This window comes from Microbispora sitophila, from assembly GCF_014892245.1.
Taxonomy (GTDB): Bacteria; Actinomycetota; Actinomycetes; order Streptosporangiales; family Streptosporangiaceae; genus Microbispora; species Microbispora siamensis.
Genome location: NZ_JADBGC010000001.1, coordinates 550,859 through 575,499, shown reverse-complemented (window position 1 = coordinate 575,499; position 24,641 = coordinate 550,859). Strand labels below are relative to the sequence as shown.

21 protein-coding genes are annotated in these 24,641 nt (G+C 71.1%); 14 read left to right on the top strand and 7 right to left on the bottom strand.

The window, feature by feature from the left end; genetic code table 11:
* Position 1: 1 nt before the first annotated feature.
* On the bottom strand, positions 2 to 1,318 hold the full coding sequence (locus IL992_RS02635; protein WP_193201662.1) for an FAD-dependent oxidoreductase: 1,317 nt from the start codon (positions 1,316 to 1,318) through the stop codon (positions 2 to 4).
* A 472-nt stretch (positions 1,319 to 1,790) separates the two neighbouring features.
* On the opposite strand from IL992_RS02635, the gene IL992_RS02630 reads away from it, so the two are divergent.
* The gene (locus tag IL992_RS02630) at positions 1,791 to 4,082 is read left to right on the top strand and encodes a rhamnogalacturonan lyase family protein (protein WP_193201661.1); all 2,292 of its coding nucleotides are present in this window, start codon (positions 1,791 to 1,793) and stop codon (positions 4,080 to 4,082) included.
* Positions 4,083 to 4,279: 197 nt separating this feature from the next.
* Here IL992_RS02630 and IL992_RS02625 read toward each other — a convergent pair whose 3' ends face one another.
* Complete coding sequence (locus tag IL992_RS02625) at positions 4,280 to 4,714, bottom strand: ester cyclase (protein WP_193201660.1); 435 nt, start codon at positions 4,712 to 4,714, stop codon at positions 4,280 to 4,282.
* Between the two features lie 255 nt (positions 4,715 to 4,969).
* On the opposite strand from IL992_RS02625, the gene IL992_RS02620 reads away from it, so the two are divergent.
* Positions 4,970 to 6,292 (top strand): site-2 protease family protein, encoded by a 1,323-nt coding sequence (locus IL992_RS02620; RefSeq protein ID WP_193201659.1) that lies wholly within the window; start codon positions 4,970 to 4,972, stop codon positions 6,290 to 6,292.
* Positions 6,293 to 6,364: 72 nt separating this feature from the next.
* Here IL992_RS02620 and IL992_RS02615 read toward each other — a convergent pair whose 3' ends face one another.
* Positions 6,365 to 6,535 carry a hypothetical protein gene (locus tag IL992_RS02615; protein ID WP_193201658.1) on the bottom strand — a complete coding sequence of 57 codons (171 nt, stop codon included), beginning with the start codon at positions 6,533 to 6,535 and terminating at the stop codon, positions 6,365 to 6,367.
* Between the two features lie 206 nt (positions 6,536 to 6,741).
* On the opposite strand from IL992_RS02615, the gene IL992_RS02610 reads away from it, so the two are divergent.
* Complete coding sequence (locus IL992_RS02610) at positions 6,742 to 7,377, top strand: sigma-70 family RNA polymerase sigma factor (protein WP_193201657.1); 636 nt, start codon at positions 6,742 to 6,744, stop codon at positions 7,375 to 7,377.
* 10 nt (positions 7,378 to 7,387) lie between these two features.
* Here IL992_RS02610 and IL992_RS02605 read toward each other — a convergent pair whose 3' ends face one another.
* Together IL992_RS02605 and IL992_RS02600 are read right to left on the bottom strand one after the other, a co-directional pair.
* On the bottom strand, positions 7,388 to 7,756 hold the full coding sequence (locus IL992_RS02605) for a hypothetical protein (protein WP_193201656.1): 369 nt from the start codon (positions 7,754 to 7,756) through the stop codon (positions 7,388 to 7,390).
* A gap of 43 nt (positions 7,757 to 7,799) precedes the next feature.
* Positions 7,800 to 8,816 (bottom strand): DNA polymerase ligase N-terminal domain-containing protein, encoded by a 1,017-nt coding sequence (locus IL992_RS02600; protein ID WP_319018279.1) that lies wholly within the window; start codon positions 8,814 to 8,816, stop codon positions 7,800 to 7,802.
* A 103-nt stretch (positions 8,817 to 8,919) separates the two neighbouring features.
* On the opposite strand from IL992_RS02600, the gene IL992_RS02595 reads away from it, so the two are divergent.
* From IL992_RS02595 to IL992_RS02570, 6 genes are all read left to right on the top strand, one after another.
* Entirely contained in the window at positions 8,920 to 10,686 is a 1,767-nt protein-coding gene (locus IL992_RS02595) for a 5'-nucleotidase C-terminal domain-containing protein (RefSeq protein WP_193201655.1), read from the top strand.
* 143 nt (positions 10,687 to 10,829) lie between these two features.
* Entirely contained in the window at positions 10,830 to 11,573 is a 744-nt protein-coding gene (locus IL992_RS02590) for a hypothetical protein (RefSeq protein ID WP_226872081.1), read from the top strand.
* An 8-nt stretch (positions 11,574 to 11,581) separates the two neighbouring features.
* On the top strand, positions 11,582 to 11,773 hold the full coding sequence (locus IL992_RS02585; protein WP_193201653.1) for a hypothetical protein: 192 nt from the start codon (positions 11,582 to 11,584) through the stop codon (positions 11,771 to 11,773).
* Between the two features lie 280 nt (positions 11,774 to 12,053).
* Positions 12,054 to 13,124: a DUF559 domain-containing protein gene (locus IL992_RS48180; protein WP_193201652.1), complete on the top strand. Its 1,071-nt coding sequence runs from the start codon at positions 12,054 to 12,056 to the stop codon at positions 13,122 to 13,124.
* The gene (locus tag IL992_RS02575; protein ID WP_193201651.1) at positions 13,117 to 13,854 is read left to right on the top strand and encodes a hypothetical protein; all 738 of its coding nucleotides are present in this window, start codon (positions 13,117 to 13,119) and stop codon (positions 13,852 to 13,854) included. Before IL992_RS48180 ends, IL992_RS02575 begins: the two co-directional genes overlap by 8 nt.
* Positions 13,851 to 17,384: an ATP-binding protein gene (locus IL992_RS02570; protein ID WP_226872079.1), complete on the top strand. Its 3,534-nt coding sequence runs from the start codon at positions 13,851 to 13,853 to the stop codon at positions 17,382 to 17,384. The genes IL992_RS02575 and IL992_RS02570 overlap by 4 nt, the downstream gene beginning before the upstream one ends.
* Before the next feature lie 71 nt (positions 17,385 to 17,455).
* Here IL992_RS02570 and IL992_RS02565 read toward each other — a convergent pair whose 3' ends face one another.
* Together IL992_RS02565 and IL992_RS02560 are read right to left on the bottom strand one after the other, a co-directional pair.
* Positions 17,456 to 18,031: a hypothetical protein gene (locus IL992_RS02565; protein ID WP_193201650.1), complete on the bottom strand. Its 576-nt coding sequence runs from the start codon at positions 18,029 to 18,031 to the stop codon at positions 17,456 to 17,458.
* Position 18,032: 1 nt separating this feature from the next.
* Positions 18,033 to 18,800 (bottom strand): bestrophin-like domain, encoded by a 768-nt coding sequence (locus tag IL992_RS02560; protein ID WP_193201649.1) that lies wholly within the window; start codon positions 18,798 to 18,800, stop codon positions 18,033 to 18,035.
* A 148-nt stretch (positions 18,801 to 18,948) separates the two neighbouring features.
* On the opposite strand from IL992_RS02560, the gene IL992_RS02555 reads away from it, so the two are divergent.
* From IL992_RS02555 to IL992_RS02535, 5 genes are all read left to right on the top strand, one after another.
* Complete coding sequence (locus IL992_RS02555; protein WP_193201648.1) at positions 18,949 to 19,608, top strand: NAD(P)H-binding protein; 660 nt, start codon at positions 18,949 to 18,951, stop codon at positions 19,606 to 19,608.
* Between the two features lie 225 nt (positions 19,609 to 19,833).
* On the top strand, positions 19,834 to 22,281 hold the full coding sequence (locus tag IL992_RS02550) for a M14 family zinc carboxypeptidase (RefSeq protein WP_193201647.1): 2,448 nt from the start codon (positions 19,834 to 19,836) through the stop codon (positions 22,279 to 22,281).
* 200 nt (positions 22,282 to 22,481) lie between these two features.
* The gene (locus tag IL992_RS02545) at positions 22,482 to 22,826 is read left to right on the top strand and encodes an SPW repeat domain-containing protein (protein WP_079315940.1); all 345 of its coding nucleotides are present in this window, start codon (positions 22,482 to 22,484) and stop codon (positions 22,824 to 22,826) included.
* Between the two features lie 278 nt (positions 22,827 to 23,104).
* Positions 23,105 to 23,452 (top strand): bifunctional 3-phenylpropionate/cinnamic acid dioxygenase ferredoxin subunit, encoded by a 348-nt coding sequence (locus IL992_RS02540; protein WP_142621266.1) that lies wholly within the window; start codon positions 23,105 to 23,107, stop codon positions 23,450 to 23,452.
* 17 nt (positions 23,453 to 23,469) lie between these two features.
* Positions 23,470 to 24,636: an NAD(P)/FAD-dependent oxidoreductase gene (locus IL992_RS02535; RefSeq protein ID WP_193201646.1), complete on the top strand. Its 1,167-nt coding sequence runs from the start codon at positions 23,470 to 23,472 to the stop codon at positions 24,634 to 24,636.
* The last annotated feature ends 5 nt before the right edge of the window (positions 24,637 to 24,641 follow it).

Here is a 24,641-nt window from a genome sequence, read left to right as displayed (position 1 = left end):
GCTAGGGCTGACGGGTCGGGGCCGGGGCGGTGCGACGGCCCCGGACCCGTGCCGCCCGGCGCAGGTCTTCGAGCACCGCCCGGGCCGCCCGCCGTCCGGAGACCAGCGCGCCCTGGTGGGAGCCGGTGTCCCGGTGGTCGCCGCACACGTAGCGCCGGGCGCCCAGCCCCACCGCCTCGAGACGCACTGCTTCCAGACGCACAGGGCGGCGCAGCGGCATCGGCGGCGGCATGGCGGGCAGGGCCGCCTCGATCGCGTAGGTGGCGACGTGCTCCCACGACGAGGTGTCGCCGTAGATCTCAAGGAGCCGGGCCCGCACCCGGGGCTCGTCCCGGTCCGTGTGCACGCCGAGCACCGAGGTGGCGATCAGGGCGCGGCCGTCGGCGGAGTACTCGGGGGCCGCGTCGCTGATCACGATCGTGTCGGTGATCACCCCCTTCACGTCCACGACCAGCGTGGGCTCGCCGAGAGGCGAGGCCGGGGCGGCGTGGTAGAAGGTCGTGACCGGCCGCATCGCGGGCACCGGCAGGCCGGGCACCAGCCGCCCGGCCGTGGGCGGATCCACCGCCACCACCACGGCCGCGCCCGCGACCTCGCCCCCCTCCGCGAGGGCGACGCCTTCGGGGGTCAGCGCGCTCACCGGCGTCTCCAGCGAGATCGCGCCGTTCGGGAGGCGGGCGGCGAGCTGCGCGGGGATCCGCTCCATGCCGAGGGCCGGCACGCCGATCCTGCCGCGGGAGAACGACCGCCACAGGAGGTGGAAGATCCGGCCGGAGGTCTCCAGCTCCCGTTCGAGCACGACTCCCGCGAGAAGGGGGCGGAACAGGTTCTCGACGATCTCGGGGGACGCGCCCCAGCGCCGCAGTTCGGCCAGGGTGGTGCGCTCGGCGCCGCCGCGCCGCCGTACGAGGGAGTCGGGGAGCAGCAGGTCGCGGGCGGTCACCGCGGCGAGCACCGCCTTGTCGAACGGCGTGCCCACGTGGGCGAGCAGACCGCTGAGCGCGTGCCGAGGGTGCCGCCAGGGCAGCTCGACCCGCTCGCGCCGGCCGTCCCGGAAGATCATCGCTCCGTTGGTGAACCGCCGTAGGTCCAGCGCGCCGATGTCGAGGACCCGGGCGGCTTCCGGGTAGCTGGTGTTGAAGATCTGGTAGCCCCGGTCGAGCCGGAAGCCGTTCACCCGGTCGGTGCGGATCCGGCCGCCCACGCCGTCGGACGCCTCCAGGACGCGGACCGGCACCCCCTCCTGACGCAGGTGCCAGGCGCAGGCCAGACCGGCGAGCCCCGCGCCGACGACGATCACCGTGGCAGGCTGTGGCATGAGCGGATCTCCTCCCTGACCGGCCGCGCGCGGGACGGCTCCCTCCAGGGACTTCGAACCGCACCGGCGGGTCGGATGCAGCGGCGCGGTGAGCTCTGGAAGCCGAGGGTGACAGATCAGATCTGTGATCGTTCACAGGTCGGCGCGGCATGCGGGACTGAAAGTTTCAATGATCGACATTCGGCGTCGATATGCAGGTGACACGCCCGCAGCGGCTCCTACCAGCCGCAGATCGGCGGGCCGGACGCGTCGGATGATTGCGTTCACATTGGTGAACCGAGGCTGATTGACCACACCACCGGTTTCGCGTTGTGATGACGCACCCCGGCGCATCCCGTCGCACCGTACCCGCCGGGGCCCGGTCCGAACCCGGAGGTCCCGTCTCGGAGAACCACGATCGCGCCCGTGCTTCCGGCGCCCGCACGCCGGCTGATTACTGCGCCCCCATCGGCACCCCCTCATGGAGTTCCAGATGACCACACGACGAAGATCCGCTCTGGTCGCCGCCGTGGCCTCGGCCGCGCTCGCGGGGGCCGGGGTCCTGCCCGCCCTGCCCGCCTCGGCGGCGGCGGGCTGCCGGGTGGACTACCAGGTGACCAACCAGTGGCAGGGCGGATTCGGAGCCTCCGTCACGATCACCAATCTCGGCGACGCAGTCAACGGCTGGACGCTCACCTGGTCGTACACCGCCGGCCAGACCGTCACGCAGGCGTGGAACGCCACGGTCACCCAGAGCGGCGCACAGGTCAGCGCCAAGGACGCCGGTTACAACGCCTCGATCCCCACCGGCGGCACGGCGTCGTTCGGCTTCAACGGCTCGTGGAACGACTCGTCCAACCCCGTGCCCGCGAGCTTCGCGCTCAACGGCACCGCCTGCACCGGCGGGGTCACGAGCAGCCCCACCGCGAGTCCCACGGCGAGCCCGACCCGGTCGCCCTCCGCAAGCCCCACGCCGAGCCCCACGCCCAGCCCGACGCCCAGCCCCTCCGCGAGCCCCACGAGCATCCCCGCAGGCGCGCGGCAGATGGAGGACCTCGACCGCGGCCTGATCAGCGTGCGGTCCGGCAGCGGCAACCTGGTCTCCTGGCGCCTGCTCGGCACCGAGAGCATCGGCATCGGATTCAACGTCTACCGGGGCTCGACGAGGCTGAACTCCTCACCGATCACCAACTCCACGAACTACTTCGACTCGGGGGCCGCAGCCGACGCCACGTACACCGTGCGGGCCGTGGTGAACGGCGCCGAGCAGGCGGCGTCGGAGACGTCGCTGCGATTCACCGGCGGCGACCACCTCGACGTGCCCATCCAGCCGCCGTCCGGCGGCACCACGCCCGACGGGGTGTCCTACACCTACAGCGCCAACGACGCGAGCGTGGGCGACCTCGACGGCGACGGGCAGTACGAGTTCGTGCTGAAGTGGGACCCGTCCAACGCCAAGGACAACTCCCAGTCCGGCTACACCGGCGATGTCTTCGTCGACGCGTACAAGCTGAACGGCACCCGCATGTGGCGGATCGACCTCGGCCGCAACATCCGCGCCGGCGCGCACTACACGCAGTTCCAGGTGTACGACTACGACGGCGACGGCAGGGCCGAGGTGGCGATGAAGACCACCGACGGCACCAAGGACGGCACCGGGAAGGTCATCGGCAGTTCCTCGGCCGACTACCGCAACTCCTCCGGCTACGTCCTGTCCGGCCCGGAGTACCTGACCATGTTCAACGGCCAGACCGGCGCGGCCGTGTCCACGGTCAACTACGACCCGCCGCGCGGGACGGTCTCCTCGTGGGGCGACAGCTACGGCAACCGCGTGGACCGCTTCCTCGCCGCGACGGCCTACCTGGACGGCACCCGGCCGTCGCTGATCATGTCGCGTGGCTACTACACCCGTACGGTCATCGCGGCCTGGGACTTCCGCAACGGCTCGCTGGTCGAGCGGTGGAAGTTCGACTCCAACTCCGCCGGGAGCCAGTACGCCGGCCAGGGCAACCACAACCTTGCCGTCGCCGACGTGGACGCCGACGGCAAGGACGAGATCGTCTTCGGCGCGATGGCGATCAACGACAACGGCTCCGCGCTGTGGAACACCGGCAACGGGCACGGCGACGCGCTGCACGTCGGCGACCTCGACCCGTCGCGCGCCGGGCTCGAGGTGTTCAAGGTGGACGAGGACACCAGCAAACCCGCGGCGTGGATGGCCGACGCCCGCACCGGCTCGATCATCTGGAGCAACGCCTCCTGCGGCTGCGACAACGGGCGCGGCGTCTCCGACGACGTCTGGGCCGGCAGCCCGGGCGCCGAGTCGTGGTCGTCCGCCGTCAGCGGCATCTTCAACACGAAGGGGCAGAACGTCGGACGTAAGCCGGGCTCGGCGAACTTCCTCGCGTGGTGGGACGCCGACCCGGTCCGCGAACTGCTCGACGGCACCCACATCGACAAGTACGGCACCAGCGGCGACACGAGGCTGCTGACGGCGAGCGGGGTGCACTCCAACAACGGCACCAAGTCCACCCCGTCCCTTTCGGCCGACCTGTTCGGCGACTGGCGCGAGGAGGTCGTCTGGCCGACGAGTGACAACACCGCCCTGCGGATCTACAGCACGACCACGGCGGCGAGCCGGCAGATCTACACGCTGATGCACGACCCGACATACCGGGTGGCGGTCGCCTGGCAGAACACCGCCTACAACCAGCCGCCCCACACGGGCTTCTTCCTCGGGGACGGCATGGCGACGCCCGCCAGGCCGAACATCTATCTGAGGTGATCCCCCCGGCGGGGGGGGGGGGGGGGGGGGGGCCCCGGGCGCCCCGCGGCCCGCCCCCCGCCCCCCCCCCCTGCCCCAACACCCAGCTTGGGTGCCCCCCCCGGCGGCGGCCGCGGACATACCTGGCGAGGTCCGCGGCCGCCGCCACGCTGCCGGACTGGCCGATGCCCCCGCCGCGCCGAGCACGCCCGGAGCGCTCAGCCCGGGGCCTCGGTGAGGCACAGACCGAGCTGGGTGTACAGCTCCAACTGGTCGAAGTACTCCCGGTGGGTCTTGATCTTGGCGTCCTCGACGAAGGACGCGCAGGTGCCGCGGAAATTGACCGGGCGACCGGTCCCCTCCAGTTCGCGCCCGTTCGGCAGCAGGAGAGGCCCGAGGTGCGTTCCCGTGGCCGTCCACTCCACCATCAAGGGCGCGTCACAGGTGACGGCCTCATACCACACGATCAGCTGGAAGTCGGGAAAGCTCTTGAAGACCTGCTCGTACATCCACGCGATCTGCTCATGTCCCTCCGCCACGCCGAAGGGCGAGACGAGGACGGCGTCCGGACTGAAGGTCTCGAGCACGCCCTCCAGATCGTGTTCGTTGAGCGCGTCGGCCAGCTGGCGTTTCACAGCCCATGAATCGGACATGACGACAGTCCTTCGACGGTCGGTATGTAACGCAGGCCAACAACTTTAGCCAGAGGCCGGTCAGGCGCTGCCCACGACTACGCCGCCGGAGCACCACGGGCGGGTTCCGGTTCTCACACGGTCACGCGTTTTCCGCACGGCGGTTCCGGCGGCGTCCCGATGACTGCGCGTCGGGGTGTCCAGGTCCCCGGCCGCCGCGTGACCTGCGCCTTTGTGGGTAGGCCAGTCACAGCGGAGGGCCGAGGGGGTGGCAGGATGCGATCGTCGATCAGTCTCGGCCGCGTGGGCGGGGTCCCGGTCGGGCTCAACATCAGCGTCCTTGTGATCGTCGTGATCCTGGTGATCGGGCTGGCCTTCGGGCGCTTCCCCATCGCCTTTCCCGGCCTGCCGACGGCGGCGTACGTGCTGGCCGCGGTGGTGTCGGCCCTGCTTTTCCTCGCCTCGCTGCTCGCGCACGAACTGGCCCACGCGATCGTCGCCAGGCGGCACGGGCTGGAGGTCAACGGCATCACGCTCTGGCTGCTCGGCGGGGTGGCCGAACTGCGCGGGGAGCCCCGCTCCCCCGGCGCCGACCTCAAGATCGCCGGGGTGGGGCCGCTGACCAGCGTCGTGCTCGGCGGCGTCTTCGCCCTCGCGTCCTGGGGCGTTGCGGTCATCGGCGCGCCGCCGCTGGTCAGCGGGATGTTCGGCTACCTGGCCGCGGTGAACGTGCTGCTGGCCGTGTTCAACCTGGTGCCCGCCGCGCCGCTGGACGGCGGCCGGGTGCTGCGCGCCTTCCTGTGGGCCCGCTGGCACGACCGCCTCCGGGCCGCCGTGGCCGCCGCCCGGGCCGGCCGGGTCTTCGGCTACGTCCTGATCGCGATCGGCTTCCTCAACCTCGTGTCCGGCCTCGGGCTCCAGGGGTTCTGGCTGGCCCTGATCGGCCTGTTCCTGGTGAACGCGGCCACCGCGGAGGAGCAGCAGACGCAGATCGACGCCGCCCTGCACGGGATCACGGTGGGTGAGGTGATGTCGCGCGACCCGGTCGTCGCCCATCCCGACGAGACCGTGGCCGGACTGGTCGACCGGCTCGTGCTGCGCCACCACCTGTCCACCTATCCGCTGCTGGACGACGACGGCCGGTTCACGGGACTGGTGACGTTGGGCCGCGTCCGGCGCGTGCCATCCGAGGACCGCGCGATCACCAGGCTGCGGGACATCGCCTGCCCGCCGTCGGACGTGCCCGCCGCGCGCCCCGGCGACCAGCTCACGGAGTTGCTCCAGCGGATGAGCGGCGGCGCGGACGGCCGGGCGGTGGTGCTCGACGACGACGGCCGCCTCGTCGGCCTGGTCACCCCCACCGACATCAGCCGGACCATCCAGACGGTGGACCTGCGGGCGCGCGAGCCGTACCGGACGCCACGCGGCGCCGACCTCGCCCCGCCTCCTCCCGGAGACCGCACCCCCGGAGACCACACCCCCCGAGGTCCCGCCCCCGGCGGACCCTCTTCGGGCGGCCCTGCTCCCGGCGGACCCTCTTCGGGCGGCCCTGCTCCCGGCGGTACGGTCCCGCCGACGGGTCGCCGCGACGCCGCCTGAACGCCGCCGAGCCCTGCGTCATCCGGCCTGTGTCATGCCTGTGTCATTCGGCCCAGGTCATTCGTCGGCGGATCATTCGTCGGCGGGTTCCTCGACGTCGTCGGGCGAGTCGGCGCCGGGGGCATGCCAGTCGCCCGACGCGCCGCCGTCCAGGTCCGCACAGGGCTCCACGTCGGGTGACTGCGCCAGCGGCGGCAGCCGGTCAGGGATGACGTCCTCCGGCCCCGCGTTGTCCTTGGACATGGCCTCCTCCTCGGGCTGCTGGCTCTCCGTCTTCGCGTACCCTCGGGTGGCTCGGACATTCGGCCAGGTCGCGGGAACGGGCACGGTAGCCGAAAACAGACGCGCGAGCCGTGTTGAAAGGGAGACCAGGGGTAGGCGGACCCGTGCGACCGGGCCGGACAAAGCGGTCGTAACTGATAGAGGCAGGCTCTCAAGGAGGTGGGGATATGACGATCATCGACGACACGGCGGTCGAACGACGGCGGCTGCGGTTCGAGCGGGACGCGCTGCCGTACATCGACCAGATCTACGCCGGCGCCTTACGGCTCGCCCGCAACCCCACTGACGCCGAAGACCTGGTGCAGGACGTCTACATGCGGGCCTTCAGCAACTTCCACCAGTTCCGCGAGGGCACGAACCTGCGGGCCTGGCTGTACCGCATCCTGACCAACACCTACATCAACACCTACCGGAGGCAGCAGCGGCAGCCGCAGCGGTCCGCGACCGAGGACGTGGAGGACTGGCAGCTCGCCGAGGCGGCCTCGCACACCTCGTCCGGGCTCAAGTCGGCCGAGGTGGAGGCCCTGGAGGGGCTGCCCGACTCGCGGGTGAAGCAGGCGCTGCAGGAGCTGCCCGAGGACTTCCGGCTGGCGGTCTACCTCGCCGACGTGGAGGGCTTCGCCTACAAGGAGATCGCGCAGATCATGGACGTCCCCATCGGCACGGTCATGTCGCGGCTGCACCGGGGACGCCGGCAGTTGCGAGGCAAGCTGGAGGACTACGCCGCCGAACTCGGCCTGCTCCGGTCGGCGAGCGCCGCCGCACGGGACGGCGAGAGAACCCAGGACGGCGAGAAAGCCTAGGCGAAAGGGCTCAGGCGTCCTCGCGCTCGGGGTTCTCCAGCCGGAAGAAGTTGCTCGGGCTGCCGTCCTTGCGGTGCTCCTGGTAAATGAAGTTGAGCTTGCGTTCCTCGAACGTCGTGAACCACTCGTCCCAGGAGATCTCCTGCAGGTCGCCGCCGCCGTAGCCCGGGAAGTCGAACCGGAGGACCCCAGGACGGCCCTCGTGCTCGGTGCCGGGGACGGTGGCGGGCCTGGCGTCCCGCTCCTCGGCCCACCGCCTGATCACCTCGTGGTCGGTCGTGATCAGGCTGCGTCCCGGGCGCTCCTCGTGCTCCTCCGCGGAGGCGATCTCCTGCTCGTACTTGTGCTCGCCGGTGACCGGGTGGTGCTGCTCGGACATCTCGACACCTCCCCCTCGTCCTCCCTACCCCCCGCCACCGGCCTTACCCTGCGGCCTTCCCGGGCAGCCGTACCCAGGCGGGGGACTCCTCCCCCGGCGCGTACGCGGAGTCGAGGCGCTTGCCCACCACGCCGGGCAGGCCCTGCTCGGCCGCCGTTCGCCTCACCGCGTCGACCTCGCCGGGCCAGGACGGCGCCGTCTGCCAGCGCGGCCCGTTCACCGCCAGGTCCTCCAGGCCCGTACGGCGGCGCTCGAACGGCTCGTCCAGCAACGACCTGCCGTCGTCGTACAGCAGGTCGTAGGCGACGTAGACGGAGGTGCCCGCGAACGTGACGACCTCGCCGTCGAGCACGACCGCCCTGCTGCCGAACGACTCGGCCAGCGGGCGCAGCCAGCGGTGCTGCCCGGTGACGTCCGCGCCGCCCACGTCGCGCAGGGTGAGCCTGCCCCCCTCCACGTACGCGAACGCCCGCGTCCCGCTCCACCAGAACTCCCAGGCGTACGCCTCGGGGTCGCGCGGCACGCGGGCGCGGGTCACCGGTGTCATCGGCGCGAGCGAGGCGGGCGGAGGCTCCCACTGCCCGCTGGGCGGGTCCATCCGGTGGATCATCCAGTTGCGGCCGCGGGTCTGGAACAGCACGTAGCGGCCCGCGACCCGGGAGCCGCTCAGCACGATCTTGACCTCGCGGTCGCTCCACTTCTCGGTCGCGTAGTGGCCGCGGTCCCAGATCGTCATCGTGCCGCCGCCGTACTCGCCCTTGGGGATCTCGCCCTCGAACCGGGCGTACTCCATGGGGTGGTCCTCGGTGTGGACGGCGAGGTGGTTGGTCGCGGGGTCGGGCGGCAGGCCTTTGGGGATCGCCCAGGAGACCAGCACCCCGCCCCGCTCCAGGCGCAGGTCCCAGTGGAGGGACCTGGCGTGGTGCTCCTGGATGACGAACGTGTCGTCCTCGCCCCGCGGCAGCGGCTCTTCGTCGGGGATCGGCTCGCTGGTGCGCGTCGCGTCGCGCTTGGCCCGGTAGGTCTCGAGTTTGTCCGCCATCTGGATGGTCCTACCCACGGCGTGACTCCCCGTGGGTGACAAGCGTGTCACCTTGTAGCGACATGTCCGGTTAAGGACTTCGTGACCACTTGGTAATTGGGCATCACTATCGTCACGCAGCATGAGTTCAGCGATCAGGTTGACCGCGGGCGCCGGCGTCGTGGCCCTCGGTCTTCTCCTGCCCGGCACCCCCGCCACAGCGGCCCCGAGCCAAACGGTCAAGATCACCGTCATGGCCAGCTCCGACATCCACGGAAACGCGCTCAACTGGGACTACTACAAGAACGCGGAGTACGACGACAGCGCGCACAACGACGTGGGCCTGGCGAAGATCTCGACGATGGTGTCGAAGATCAGGGCCGACCGCGGCGCCGACCACACCCTGCTTTTCGACTCCGGTGACACCCTCCAGGGCACGCCGCTGGACTACTACTACGCCAAGGTCGAACCGATCACCTCGACCGGCGAGGTCCACCCCATGGCGAAGGCCATGAACGCCATCGGGTACGACGCCGTGACGCTGGGCAACCACGAGTTCAACTACGGCCTGCCGCTGCTCGGCGCGTGGGTCAAGCAGATGAAGGCGCCGGTCCTCGGCGCGAACGCCGTCTCGGCCAAGACCGGCCTGCCGGCCTACCGGCCGTTCGTCATCAAGACCATGAAGGTCAAGGGCGAAAAGCCGATCAAGGTGGGCGTGCTCGGCCTCACCAACCCCGGCGTCGCGATCTGGGACAAGGCGAACGTCGACGGCAAGCTGAAGTTCCTCGACCTCGTCGAGACCACCAAGAAGTGGGTGCCGGTCATCCGCGGCCTCGGCGCCGACGTGGTCCTGGTGACCGCCCACGCGGGTGACAACGGGCTGTCGTCCTATGGCTCCGACCTGCCGGTGGAGAACGCCGCCGCCATGGTCGCCGAGCAGGTGCCCGGCGTCGACGCCGTCCTGTTCGGCCACGCGCACAACGACGTGCCGCAGCGCTTCGTCACCAACAAGGTCACCGGGCAGCAGGTGCTGCTGACCGAGCCCAGCAAGTGGGGCCAGCGTCTCAGCGTCGTCGACTTCACGCTCGCCAAGGAGCGCGGGAAGTGGACGGTGACCGGCAAGTCGTCCACCACGCTCAACACCAACACGGTGGCGGAGGACCCGAAGATCGTCGCGCTCATGAAGGAGCAGCACGACAAGACCGTCGCCTACGTCAACAAGGTCATCGCGCAGTCCACCCAGGAGCTGTCGGCGGCCGAGTCGCCGTACAAGGACACGCCGATCCTCGACTACATCCAGAAGGTCCAGACCGACCTCGTCAGCAAGGCCATCGCCGGCACCGCCGACGCCTCGCTGCCCGTGCTGTCGATCGCCGCGCCGTTCAGCCGCACCGCCGTGTTCCCGGCCGGGCCGGTCAGCGTCCGCGACATGGCCGGGCTGTACGTCTACGACAACACGCTGCTCGGCATCAAGCTGAACGGCGCCCAGATCAAGGACTTCCTGGAGTATTCGGCGAAGTACTTCGCCCAGGTCGCCCCGGGCGCGCCGATCGACCTCGCCACGCTCACCAACGCCGGCGGCACGCCCGACTACAACTACGACCAGCTCTCCGGCGTGACGTACGACATCGACATCTCCAAGCCCGTAGGCCAGCGCATCGTCGGCCTGTCCTACCAGGGCAAGCCCGTCACCGCCGACCAGCAGTTCGTCGTGGCCATCAACAACTACCGTCAGTCGGGCGGCGGGGGCTTCCCGCACGTCTCGACCGCCCCGGTGGTCTACAACGCCCAGGTGGAGATCCGCCAGGCGCTGATCGAGTACGCCGCCGCGACCGGCACCATCGACCCGGCGACGTTCGCCGAGGCGAACTGGAAGCTCGTCCGCGACGGGGTTCCCGTCTTCAAGTAGTGAGCGGGGGGTGGTCCGCGTCCCGGGCCACCCCCTTCTTTCTGAGCGGTAGTACTCAGTCGATCCGGGTGATCCCGCTCATGCCCGCGCGCCGGTCCGGCGGCGACACTGACGTGTCCGAACAGCCGGCGGAAAGGATGGCCGTGAGCAGAAGCGGGATCGTCTTTCTCGCGATCGTGTCCACGATCGCGGGGATCGTCCTGGTCTACGTGGTGGACGTACCGCTGCCGGTGGTCGTCTCGCTGGGCTTCGGAGCGCTGTGCCTGCTCTGGCTGATCGTGCTCCTGACGGTGCCGTGGAACCTGTACTTCCAGGCTCACGCCCTGATCCACGAGATACGGATCAGTCGCGAGCGCGGGGTGGAGGTCTCGCCGGAGCGTGAGGCGGAGGCCCGCCGCATCGCGGTGCGCATGCGCAGGGCGGCCGTCGCCGCCCACCTGCTGTCGGCCGCCCTGCTCGCGGTCGTCACCGACTTCTCCGGCGAGACCGTCGGCTACTACTTCGCCGTCTTCTACCTGATCGCCACGTTCTTCAGGCCGGCCGGAGCCTGGTTCTCCCACCTGCGCAACCGCATGACCACCATGCTGGAGGAGGTCCGGTATCCGCGCGAGGACGTCGTCACGCTCATCGAGCGGGTCAAAGCCCTGGAGGGGCGGGCCGAGGAGTCCGAGGCCAAAGCCGCCGAACTGGCCGAGCGTCTCGACGCCCTCACCTCGGAGACGCGCGCCGGGTTCCACGCGGCCACGGCGCGTGCGGACGACCTCGACCGCCGGCTCGACGCGATGGGCAGGAAATTCGAGGACTCCCTCAGCCGTCTCACCGACAACCAGGAAGTCCTGTCGGGCATCAAGGCGTTCCTCCGGCTGATCAGATCCGAGACGGCGTAGTCCGCGAGATGCGGCTGCCCCGGGAGGTCGAGGGCCTGCGCCGCTGGCTCGAGGCCCACCGGCGCGACGAGCCGTACGCGGACTTCACGTTCCGGATGACACGATTGGTGCTCTCCTCCCCGACAACTCCGGCCACCCGGGCCGCGATGCTGCGGATCCTCGCCGACCAGCCGCGCCGGCGCCGCGGTCGTCTCCGCTGACGGCGCGAACCGGCTGATCGTCGACGAGTCGGGGGCGCGCCTGCTCGCGGAGGAGTACGACGACCCGGACAGAAAGGAAAAGCGCGCCGGGCGCACCGTCTACCCAGGCGCGCGCAAGGGCGAGAAGACCGTGTACGAAACCTCGGGCTGGACCGACGAGATCGGCGACCGGCCGTAGGCTACGAACCGGAAATTCCGGATTTCGTGCACGGTCCTGCCACTGCCCGATACCCTCTGCCGGGTCGAGATTGTTGGATCTTCAACGACAGGCGGGGACGGCGTGGCACGCTCGTGGCGGGAGCTTCCCACGGGCCGGGTCGTGCACCTGCACGCAAGTCTGGACGTGCACCTGGACGGCGACCCGGACGCCGTCGCGCTGGCGGTCGAGCCGCTGCCCGAGGACGCGCCCGCGCTGGTCACCTACGTCCCCCGCCCGGCCGGGACCCCCGCGGACGTGGTCGCCGACGTGCTGGGGGAACTGGAGTCCGCCGCGCTGGCGATGTTCCCCGCCTGGCTGCCCGGGGCGGAGGGCATCACCGGATCCGGCGGGGCGGCCGTCCCCGCCGTTCGCGCCCTCGCCCTGCGTGCGGGCTCCGCGACCAGGCACTTCGCGCCCTTCCTCGCGCATCTGGCGGAACGCGCCCTGCGGGGTGAGGCCCCGGGAAGCTTCCCGCCCGAGATCCGTGCCGCCGGGCTGGCCCGGGTGCTGCGCTCGGGCTACCGGCGGCCGGAGGCCGCGATCCTCGTGCGGATGCCGTACGAGCTCGGCCCGTCCGCGGAGGAGGTGCTGGTCGCGGCGTGCGAATGGCTGGCCCACCACGGCGGGTTCGGCGTCTGGCTCACCGGGCCGCCGCCGCGCTTCGTCGACCGGATCGAGACCGTGACCGCCCCGATCCCCGAGGAGGTCGCGGCGCTCGCCCGCGAGATCGAGCCCGGTGGCGCCGAGGAATCCCCGCTGCCGGCGCTCACCTTTCCGCCGCTCGCCGGGGTGCCGCACCCGGCCAGCGCCGCCGAGCGGCGGTTGGAGGCGGCACTGTCGCCGTGCGCCTGGGCGGCGGGCCGCGAGTGGAACCAGCTCCACGCCTCAGGACCGCTCAACAATCCGATCCGCGTCGACCTGCTCTGGCGTGCCGAGCGATGCGTGGTCGAGATCGACGGCCCCGAACATCTCAGGCCGCTCCGCCTCGCCGCGGACACACAGCGCGACCTGCGCCTCCGCCGGGACGGCTACGCCGTACGCCGCTTCACGAACGAGCAGGTGCTGGAACGGCTCGGCACCGTGCTCGCCGAGTTGGAGCGCTTCCTCCACCAGTGCCGCCATGGAACGCTCGAAGGGTCACTCCATGCCTGACAAACCCTTGTCCTTCTCCGCGACCTGCGCCCTCCTGATCCTGATGGCGGAGGACCGGGAGATGTCCAATCCCGAGCTCAAGGAAAAGTACGGCGTCACCATCACGGGCAAGGAGCGGACCACCCTCAACGAGGGCAGATTCGTCACCAGCCGGAGAACGGGGCGCTCCTTCAGCCACGTGCTGACCGACAAGGGCTGGCACCACGCGTCGGAGCTCGTCCGCGAGGGCATCAGCGCGCCGGGCACCGGTTTCGCCGCGGCGGCGGTCAAGGCCCTCGTCGGCAACCTCCAGCGGCACATCGCCCGGAGCGAGAACAGCCTCGCCGAGATCTTCGGGCGGGAGGAGGACCTTCCCCCGGCGACCACCGAGGCACCGGTTGACCGACCGTCCGTCTCCGAGACGGCGGCAGCACCGATCGCGATCGCGGAGACGCCGGCCGCGAAAGAGCCCGCGTCCGCGTCCGGGTCGGACGACATCGAGACGATGATCCGCAAGGCGTACGCGCAGCTCGCCGACAAGCCGAACGCCTGGGTCAGCCTGACCCTGCTGCGTCCACTGCTCGGCGACGCCCCCAGGGCCGAGGTCGACGCCACCCTCCGCCGGATGATCGCCCTGCCCGACGTCCGTCTCGTCCCCTGGGAGAACCAGAAGACCCTCACGCAAGCGGACCGTGACGCGGCGGTCGTCATCGGTGACCAGCCCAAGCACCGCATTTTGATCGGAGCATGATGAGCGGCAAGGAACTCGACGCTCTGGCGGCGCTGCGGTTCAACTACGCCAAAGTTCCCGACGATGTGTGGCGACCGCTGCCGTTCCACGTCGGGACTCTGCACCGTCAAACCGCGCAAGCTGTCCTCGACGGCTTTATCGAGGCCGAGGAGAGCGCCGACGCGAGCCCCATCGGCCTTGTGATCCAGGGGCAGCGAGGCGCGGGTAAGACGCACCTGCTCGGTTGGGTCCGTCAGAAGGTGCACGAGGAGGACGGCTACTTCTTCCTGGTCAGTCTGCTCGACGCCCGGAGCTTCTGGGAGAGTGTGCTGCTCTCCATGCTGGACAGCCTTTCCCGGCCGATCCCGGGATCGGGGACCCAGCTCAAGGAGCTTCTCTGGCGGCTCTGCCTGCTGGCCGAGGTCCCGGAGGACGCGCGCCGGTCGCTGACCGGTGAGGCGCCGATCTCCCGGCAGGACCTGGATGTCTTTGTGCACGCCCTCCGTCGATACGACCGGCACGTCGGTCGCGATGCCCAGGACGTCGCGAGGGCGCTCGTTCTGCGCGCGTCCAGCGACCTGTCCGCGCAGGACATCGGAGACGCCTACCTCGCGTGCGCGGCGGAAGGAGAACGGGGAGAGCGGGCCGACTGGGGTTTCACCACGATCGCGAAGACCCCGCAGGAGATCGTCAGGGATGTGTCCCGCCTTGTGGCGCTGACCGGGCCTTCCGTCATCGCCGTGGACCAGATCGACGTTTTGATCGCACAGTCGTCCATCTCCATGACGGACAACGCCAAGGATTCCTGGCAGCAGAGCTCGGTCGTTGAGCAGATCGCGGGGGGCCTGATGAACCTCCGTGAGGTGACCCGCCGTACCGTGACAGTGCTCTCATGCCTCCCCGCGACGTGGACCCTCATCGAGACGAAGGCCATCGACACAGTTCAGGACCGGTTCCGCGAGATCACGCCACTCGACACCATCCCGGATGCGGGAACCGCCATGGCTTTGATCGAGAAGCGGTTCAGTGCGCAGTACGGGACGGTTGGATTCACTCCGCCGTATCCGACGTGGCCGGTGAAGCCGGAGGCGTTCGAGGAGGCGTACCAGTACACCCCTCGCCAGTTGCTCATCCGGATCGACACGCACGTGCGGTCGTGCCTGGCGAGCGGGCAGGTCACGGAGCTGGAACGGCTGACCGGCTCCGAATCACGCAAGGTCGATCCCATCCGCCTGCCATCGAAGAAGGAACCCGACTTCGGCAAGCTCGACAGGCGGTTCGCGGAGTTGCGGCAGCGGGCGGACGTGGTGGAGGCGCTGGACCCGATCACGGAGGACGCCGTGATGCCGGGACTGCTGTCGGCCGGGCTGTCCGCCTGGATCGCCGAGCAGGGCGAGGACGGGCGCCTGTTCACCCAGGACCCGCCTCCGAGCACGAAGCCTCCCCTCCACGCCCGCCTGCGGCGGACCCTGGACGAGGCGACGGAGAACGAGGCCCACTGGTGCTTCCGGGCCATCTCCGCGTCCCATCACATCGCCGCGCTCAACCGGCTGAAGGCGGCATCCACGGCGGCCGGGCTCGACGAGCGGATACCCGCGCGCAAGCTGTTCGTGCTCAGGAACCAGAGCTGGGCCAAGGGACCGGTCACCCAAGAGACCCTGACCGCCTTCGAGCAGGCGGGGGGCCGCGTCCTCCAGGTCGAGGAGGACGACCTGCGGATCTTCTCGGCGCTTCGCACCCTGCTGACGGAAAATCCGGCGGATCTCCAGGCATGGCTCGTCTCCCGCAAGCCGACGAGCGGGGTGAAGCTGTTCGCCGAGGCGCTGAGCGACGCGGCCGTTCCACGCGTGTCCGATGCCGCAAGCGGGAGGTCCTCCCGGGCGACCCGGTCGCCGGACCGCCCCCGGCGCACCGCCAATCCTGACCGGCATCTGCTCCAGCGGGAGTCCGTGCCACGGCTCGCACCGCTGCCGGTGGCCGACTCGCCGTCCCCGGCCCCCGCCGATACGCCGTCACCGGCCTCCGACACTGCGCCGTCACCAGCCTTCGAGACGGCGCCTTCACCGGCCTCCGGCGGTGTGCCGGAACCGGCCGGTGCGAGCGTCGCGCTTCCCGGCGGCCTGGGTCTCGGTCCGGCCGTTCCCGATCTGCAGGTCTGGCCACCGCTGCCCTCCCCCGAGGCATCGCCCGTCGAGGCGCCGGCCGTGGAGATGCCGGTCGAGGCGCCGTTCGCGGAGGGGTCGACGACGGAGACGCCGGCCGTTCCTCAGCCGCGCAGGCCGCACCCGTCGGACGAGGCCCCTTCGGACGAGGCCCCGGCGGCTCCGTACCTGACGATCGGGGCGGCGACCTCGGACGACCGGCCGGTACGGATTCCACTGGAGACCCTGCGCAAGCACACCGCGATCTTCGCCGGCTCCGGCTCCGGCAAGACGGTGCTGATCCGCCGTCTCGTGGAGGAGTGCGCCCTTCAGGGGGTCTCGGCGATCGTCCTCGACGCGAACAACGACCTCGCGCGGCTCGGCGACCGGTGGCCGGAGCCACCCGCGGAGTGGGGCGAGGGCGACGCGGCCAGGGCCGACGACTACCTGGCGAACACCGACGTGGTCATCTGGACGCCGCGCAAGGAGTCGGGACGCCCGCTGAGCTTCCAGCCGCTGCCCGACTTCGCCGGTGTCGCCGACGACCCGGACGAGTTCGGCGAGGCGGTGGACGCCGCCCTCGCCGCGCTCGTACCCCGGGCGAAGCTGGAGGCCAAAACGGCCAGGGCCCACCTTGGCCAGGCGGTGCTCCGCGAGGCCGTCGCCCACTACGGACGGCGCGGCGGCACGGGCTTGGGCGGCCTGATCGCCATGCTCGACGACCTGCCGGACGGCGTGAGCAGTCTGGAAGGCGCGGCCAGGCTCGCGACCGAGATGGCCCAGCACCTGCGGGCGGAGACGATCAGCGATCCCCTGTTCGCGGGGACCGGGACGCCCGTCGATCCGGGCGTCCTGCTGACGCCGCCGGAAGGGAAGCGGGCCCGTGTGTCGGTGATCAGCCTGACCGGCATGGCCTCCGACGCTCAGCGGCAGGGCTTCGTCAACCAACTGCAGATGGCGCTGTTCTCCTGGATCAAGCGGCATCCCGCCGGAGACCGGCCGCTCGGCGGGCTGTTCGTGATGGACGAGGCCCAGACGTTCGCGCCGTCGGGGACGGCGACCGTGTGCACCCAGAGCACGCTCGCCCTCGCCGCCCAGGCCCGCAAGTACGGCCTTGGGCTGGTGTTCGCCACCCAGGCGCCGAAGGGCCTGCACAACCGGATCACGGGCAACGCCGCCACCCAGTTCTTCGGCCTGCTCAACGCGCCGGCTCAGATCACGGCGGCACGGGAGCTGGCCAGGGCCAAGGGCGGCGACGTCCCCGACGTGTCGCGGCTGCGGTCCGGCCAGTTCTACGCGGCGTTCGAGGGCGGGTCGTTCACGAAGGTCCGTACGCCGCTGTGCCTGAGCCACCACCCGAGCAGCCCCCTGACGAGCGAGGAGGTCGTGGCCCGGGCGAACGGGTCCTGAATTGAAGCGCGGAGCCGGTGCCGCCTTCGGGCGCCGCGCCGGCTCCGCCTCCCGCGTCAGCGCTTGCGGCGCTACCGGCGGAAGGCGGCGGCACCGGCGGCGGCGATCGCCACCGACAGGACCACGACGACCGTGAGCGTCCCCAGAGGGTTGCGGTGCCGTACGGGCGCGATCGCGCGCATGGCCGGCACGCGGGCAACTGGCGACCTCGAGGGCGACGGGGTTGGTCGTGGCGTCGCGCGAGGGCGGGGGGACGGCGCCGCCGCGGGCGGCCGGGGTGCGGCCACCACCCGATGCGGGGAGTGCCGGGGCGCCGGTGCGGGCTTCTCGGGAGCCGGTGCCGGAGGCTCCGGGGAGGGCGGGGGCGGCGGCACGAGTGTCGGCGCAGTGCAGCCGGGCCCTCCGATGCCGACCTCGGCGTGCAGATCGACGATCACGTCCACGTCGAGGCAGACGCCGACCCGCAGGCCCGGTCCATCCGGATCGTCGGCCGTGCGAGACGCGCCGGCGGCTGCCCGCACCGGCGCGGGAACCGCGGCGGCCGACGTGGCCCAGGTCGGCGCGGCCCAAGTCAGCGCGGCACAGCTCAGCGCGGCACACGCGCAGACGAGCGCGACGGCCACGCGCGGGCCCGCGGTCCTGCCCATGTCAGCGGCCCTCGGGGATCCGCTGGAACTCGTGCAGGGCGCTCACGAACGCGTCGGGCTTGACCGCCAGGCCGCCGCTGAAGGGGCGGGAGATGTTCCAGGCGAGATAGACGCCGACGCCGAGCAGGACCGCCATCGCCATCACCGGCACGAGCGTGAGCCCCCGGGGCCGCGCCCCGGCCAGGAACGGGAAGACGACGACGAGGACGCCCGTGAGGACCGTCAGCAGCATGACGCCGGGCGGCGGCACGGTGCCCGCGTCGGCGGCGCGCTGCCGGCGGGCGGCGAACAGGTCCGCCATCCGTTCGAGCACGGCGTCCCTGGCGTCGCGCGCCTCGTCGGTCGTGACCGGCAGTTCGGTCACGCGGGCGCGCAGCGCCTCCAGCCGCGCCGTCCCCTCGGTGCCGAGATGTCCGGCCGCCATCTGCGGCCACTCGTCCTCGACGACGTAATTCGCGTACTCGCGGAGTCCCTCGCGCACCTGGGCGGCGTCGGGTGCGGGCAGCGGCGCGGCGGCCCAGTAGGCCTCCACGAGAGCCTGGGTCTCCGAGTAGGTGTTCTGCCGCGCCGAGTCGGCCGAGGTCCACGGCACGACGATCGCGATGGCGAACACGAGCAGGAACAGCGAGGAGAGCATCGACCCGGCGTGGCCGGCGGACGCGCCGCCGGGATCGCGATCGTCGGCGCCCCGGCCCAGCGCGCGGAACAGAAGGGCCGCCACGGCCACCAGCCCGACGGCCGCCGCGACCGCGAGTACGCCCATGAGCATGACATCTCCACAGACACTTTGCCGATTACTTGTAGTGACATGACTATCACAAGAGGTAACCATTGACCAGCGAAGACGGGCAAGTGACGGCGCGGCCTGTCCCGGCCGCCGGGGTGGGTCGTGGCAGGATCGGCGCGGAGGTGGGCGCATGCGCGTGGTGATCGCGGGCGGACACGGGAAGGTCGCCCTTCGGCTGGCACGCCTGCTGAGCGGGCGGGGTGACGCGCCGGTGGGACTGATCCGCAACCCCGATCAGGTCGCGGACGTGGAGGCGGCCGGCGCCCAGGCGGTGCTGTGCGACCTGGAGCGGACCACGGCGGCGGAGGTGGCCGAGATCCTGCTGGGAGCAGGCGCCGTCGTCTTCGCGGCCGGGGCGGGACCCGGCAGCGGCGCCGCGCGCAAGTTCACGGTGGACCAGGGGGCGGCGGTGCTGCTCGCCGACGCGGCCGAACGGGCCGGCGTGTCCCGCTTCATCCAGATCTCCTCGATGGGCGCGGGATCGCCGCCCGCGCCGGGGCGCGACGAGGTCTGGGCGGCCTACATCACCGCGAAGACGGCGGCCGAGGAGGACCTGCGCGCCCGCCCGCTCGACTGGACGATCCTGCGGCCGGGGCGGCTCACCGACGGGCCGGGGACCGGCCTGGTGACGCTGGCCGACCCGCCGCTTCCCCCCGAGGCGGTGCCGCGCGACGACGTCGCCGCCATGATCGCACTGATCGACGCTCCGGACACGCGGCATCGCGTCCTCGAACTCATCGGCGGAGGCGTGCCCGTCGCCGAGGCCGTACGCCTCGTGCTGATGCGGTGACGAAGAAGGGCTCCCCGGGACCGCTACTCATATCGGTCCCACATGACAAGAGGCGCTAAATACCCAATTGAGCACCAAGTCATCTCATTGCGGAAAAATCCCATATTTGGGGGGTTCGTGCGCCTTGACGACTTTTTCGGGGTGGCAAAGACTTCCCTCGACCTCGCGTGATCCGCTCCGGGCTGACCCCCCTCCCCGGGCGGCACGCCAGATGGAGGAAACTCGATGAGGAGCTCTCCCCGCAGGGCGCGACGCTACGCCGCCGCACTCGCACTCCCCCTGGCGATCGCCCTGAACGCCCTCCCGGCGCTCGCCGATCCCTCCCCCGATCCGGTCCCGCCCGACCGGGCGTCCAGTACCGCCCAGAACGGCGTCGCGCTGATGCGCGTCGTCGTCGCCGACCAGGCGGCTGTGGACAGGCTGGCCGCCCTGGGCGTCGACCTGGCCGAGTACAGCAAGCCCGTCGACGGCGGCGTCGAGGTGCACGCCGTGCTCAGCCCCGACGAGGCGCAGAACCTGCGCGACCAGGGCTTCGACGTCCGCGACGCCATCTCCGACCAGAGCGACTACGCCGCGAACGTGGCCGAGCGGCGCCAGGCCCTGGCCGCCGCGTCCGCCGACGCGGCGGCGACCGACACGCTGACCCCGCTGCGCGCCGAGTGGTTCACCAGCCTCGACAACCAGCGTTTCCTGTCGGTGGAGGTGAAGACGAGCGCGACGGACGCCCAGACCGTCCTCACCGCCACCTGGGACAGCGGCCCCGGCACCGCCCCCGACTCCGGCGGCACGGCGACGATGTCCCGCTTCACCGACGCCGGGCAGTACATGTACCACCGGTTCAACTCGCCGCTGCCGATCACGGCGGCCCCCACCAAGGTCACCATCACCAGCAACCGGGGCGGCTCGATCACCGTGCCGGTGACGAAGTGGCTGGGCGAGCCGCGCAAGGCGCCGAGCAAGCACTACGTGCAGGACTTCGTCGACCACTACATGGACCCCACCGAGGTCACCAACCGGGTCGTGTCGCTGGCCAAGGAGTTCCCGAAGATCTCGGAGATCATCGACCTCCCGTACAAGACGAACGGCTACCGCCGCCAGGCGCAGGCGCAGTTCGGCACGGGCTCGGGGAGCGCGCTGGCGAGCACGTTCTACGTGACTTCCAAGGCGTACGGCAGCGAGGGCGGCAACGACGTCAGTGTCGCGCTGGTGAGCCCCGGGACCGCTTCCGCCCCGCTTTCCGTCGCCGTCAACGGCAAGGATGTCGTGGTCAACCTGGCCACGAACGCCTCCGGCGCGATCACCAGCACGGCCTCCCAGGTGGTCGCCGCGCTGAACGGCGACTCCGCCGCTTCGGCGCTGCTGACCGCCGCCCTGTACCGGACCAGCACGGGCACCGGTGTGGTGGCGGCGGCCGCGGCGACCAAGCTGACCGACAACCTGAAGGCGCCGGCGAGCGTCTCGCGGCAGCCGTTCCAGATGAAGGCGCTGCGCATCGGCAAGAGCCGGAACGGCTCGAAGACCGGCGTGTTCCTCTACTGCCAGGAGCACGCCCGCGAGTGGGTGACCCCGATCACCTGTGTGGAGACCGCCGAGCGGCTGCTGCGCAACTACGCGCAGGACCCGGACACCAAGAAGCTGGTGGACGATCTCGACATCTTCATCGTGCCGACGATCAACCCCGACGGCGCCCACTACTCGATGTACGACTACAACATGCAGCGCAGGAACATGGTCAACTACTGCGCCGCCGACGCCGCGGACCCGGGGCGGCGCAACTCCTGGGGCGTCGACCTCAACCGCAACTTCTCGGTGGGCAGCGTCTACGACGGATACAACGGCGGCTCGACCAGCTGCACCAGCGACACCTTCGCCGGGCCGTCGGAGCTGTCGGAGTCGGAGACGCGCAACGAGGTGTGGCTCGCGGAGAAGTTCCCGAACATCAAGTTCGCGATGAACACCCATTCCTACGGCGGCTACTTCATGTGGCCTCCGGGGGCGTACAAGACCGCCGGACGGGAGACGCTGCCGCGGACGGACCTCGGCACGGAGGAATACTTCTGGAACGCCTCCAACCACATCCTGTCCGCCGTCCAGGGCTGGCGCGGCACCGCCATCTGGCCGGGACGCACCGGCCCGGTGATCGACGTGCTGTACTCGGCGGCCGGTAACAGCGCCGACGAGTTCTGGTACAACAAGGGCATCATCGGCTGGGACTTCGAGGTCGGCGCGGACGTCTACGACCCGGCGACCAAGCAGTACCGCGCGGTCGGCTTCCAGCCTCCGTTCGAGGAGGGCCACGAGGAGGCGATGGAGTTCTCCAACGGCCAGATCGGCATCCTCGAGATCGCCCGCGCCTACGACAAGGACAAGCAGCGGCCCGACTCGACGCTCGTGGTGACCGACGCGACCGACACCTCGACCACGTTCACCTTCAAGGTGGACGAGCCGGCGAACGTCTACTACACCCTCGACGGCAGCCGGCCGACGCTGAGCTCGCCCAAGCTGACCTCTTCGGGCATGCGCGAGGGCGCCGCGAAGATCTCGATCGACAAGACCACCGAGGTGCACTGGTTCGCCATGGACCTCGCGGGCAACGTCGAGAAGAACTACAAGCCGGACGGCAACGGCAAGAACTACAACACGGAGACCGTCAAGGTCGGCGGCAAGCGCTGACCATCCGCTTCACGGTGGCCGCCGGTGCCGGGACTACCCCGGCGCCGGCGGCCACCGCCGTTCAGGGCCCGGGATATTCGCGCCATGTTCCGGACAAGGTGACTCAGGGTTAGGAAATCCTGACGTAGCGGATTGTTGACCGGCCGGTCAATCAGGCAGACCGTCAGGTAATAGGTCACCTCTCCCGTACGGAGGCACGGATGGATCTCACGAGATCGTTGTCCGACATCGTCGCCCTCGTCGCAGGGCTGGTCGCGGTGCTCGCGCCGTTCTTCTGGGCCGACGCCCAGGCGGCCACGCAGCCGCTGCTCGTTCTCGGCGCACTGCTCGTCGTCTCCGCCCTGTGGTCCATCCTGGGCGCGGGCGGCGCCAGTTCCTGGGTGACCGCGGCGTTCGGCGCCCTGCTGTTCGTCTCCCCCTGGGCGTTCGGCTTCGACGGCGACTCCGCCTCGGCGTGGACCGCCTGGATCACCGGCGCCGTCACCGTCGTCGTCGGTCTGCTGACCGTCCTGCAGGTGCGCGGCCGCACGACCGTCGCCGCCTGACCCCTCTCCCGCCCCACCTTCGCGTACGGCCCCGCCGCCCGTCGCCCCTCACGGCGACCGGCGGCGGGGCCGTACGCCTTTGCGGCCTTTCCGGTTCTCGCCGTGAACAGCAGCGAACAGCGGTGAACAGGGCGAATAGGAGCCTCACCTGCGCCGGGACCAAAGTCGCGCTTATCACCCTCTAAGCGACATGTCGCCCCTTGACTTTGGCGCGATCTCCACTCACCCTGTTGCGCATAGCGCTTCCTGTTCCACCTTACGAAACTGGGAACTTTCGCATGATTCCTGCGTGCCCCCTCGCCGCCCTGCCCAGAGGCGAGGCCCTCCGAATCGAGACAGATCCCCCGATCGCCGTCTTTCACACCGAGGACGGTGAACTGTACGCGGTGGACGACACCTGTACGCACCAGGACGCGTCGCTGGCGGACGGGTGGCTGGAAGGGTGCGAGGTGGAGTGCCCTCTGCACGCGTCGCGCTTCGACCTGCGCACGGGCCGGGTGGACGCTCCTCCCGCGAAGCTGCCGGTGCGCACCCACCAGGTGGTGGTCCAGGACGAGACCGTCTACGTCGTGCCGTCGGACCTGCCGCCGAACCTCCCGCCCGGCGTCCGCACCGGGTCGGCCTGAGACGCGGTGAGGGTGCCGTGAAATCCGTCGCCATCGTCGGCGCGTCGCTCGCCGGGCTGTCGGCGGCCCGCGCGCTGCGGGCCCAGGGCTTCGGCGGGCGCCTGACGATCGTCGGGGCCGAACCGCACCGCCCCTACGACCGGCCCCCGCTGTCCAAGGAGTTCCTCGCCGGCCGGATGACGACGGCGGACCTCGCTCTGGAAGGCGACGGCGAGGACCTCGACGCCGAGTGGCGCCTGGGCGTCGCGGCCACCGGGCTGGAACAGGGCCGGCCGCTGCGGATCACGCTCGCCGACGGCTCCGCGGTGGAGGCCGACGGCGTGGTGATCGCCACCGGCTCGGTCGCCCGCCCCCTCGGTGGCGATCTCGCCGGGGTGCACACGCTGCGCACGATCGAGCACGCGGCGGCCCTGCGGGCCGACCTCGACGCCGCCCGGCGGCTCGTGGTGATCGGGGCGGGCTTCATCGGCGCCGAGGTCGCCTGCGTCGCCCGCACGCTCGGGCTCGACGTGACGATCGTCGAGGCGGCGCCCGCGCCGTTCGCCCGCGCGCTCGGGCCCGAGATGGGCGCCGCGCTCGCCGGGCTGCACGAGGACCACGGGGTGCGCCTGATCTGCGGCGCCGCCGTACGGACCCTGACGGGCGAGGGACGCGTCGACGGGGTGCTGCTCGAGGACGGGCGCCGCCTGGACGCCGACGTGGTGCTCGTCGGCATCGGCGCGCGGCCGGCGGTGGACTGGCTCGACGGCAGCGGGGTCCAGGTGGGCGACGGCGTTGTCTGCGACACCGGCGGTGCGACGAGCGTGCCGGGAGTCGTCGCGGTCGGCGACTGCGCCGCCTGGTTCGACCCCGCTCTCGGCGCCCACCTGCGCGTGGAGCACTGGACCGGCGCGGCGCGGCGTCCCGCGACGGCCGCGCAGACGCTGCTGTCCGGCGGCGCCGCCGTGCCGGACGCCCTCGCGCCGCCCTACCTGTGGTCGGACCAGTACGGCATGCGCGTGCAGTTCGCCGGGCACACGCTGCCGGGAGACGAGGTGAGCGTCGAGGAGGGCGACCTCGCGTCCCGCCGCTTCCTGGCCGTCTACCGGCGGGAGGGCCGCACGGTCGCGGTGCTCGGCGTCGACCAGCCGCGCTCGTTCACCCGGTGGCGGCGCCGGCTGAACGAGCCCGCCGGAGCGCGATGAACGCC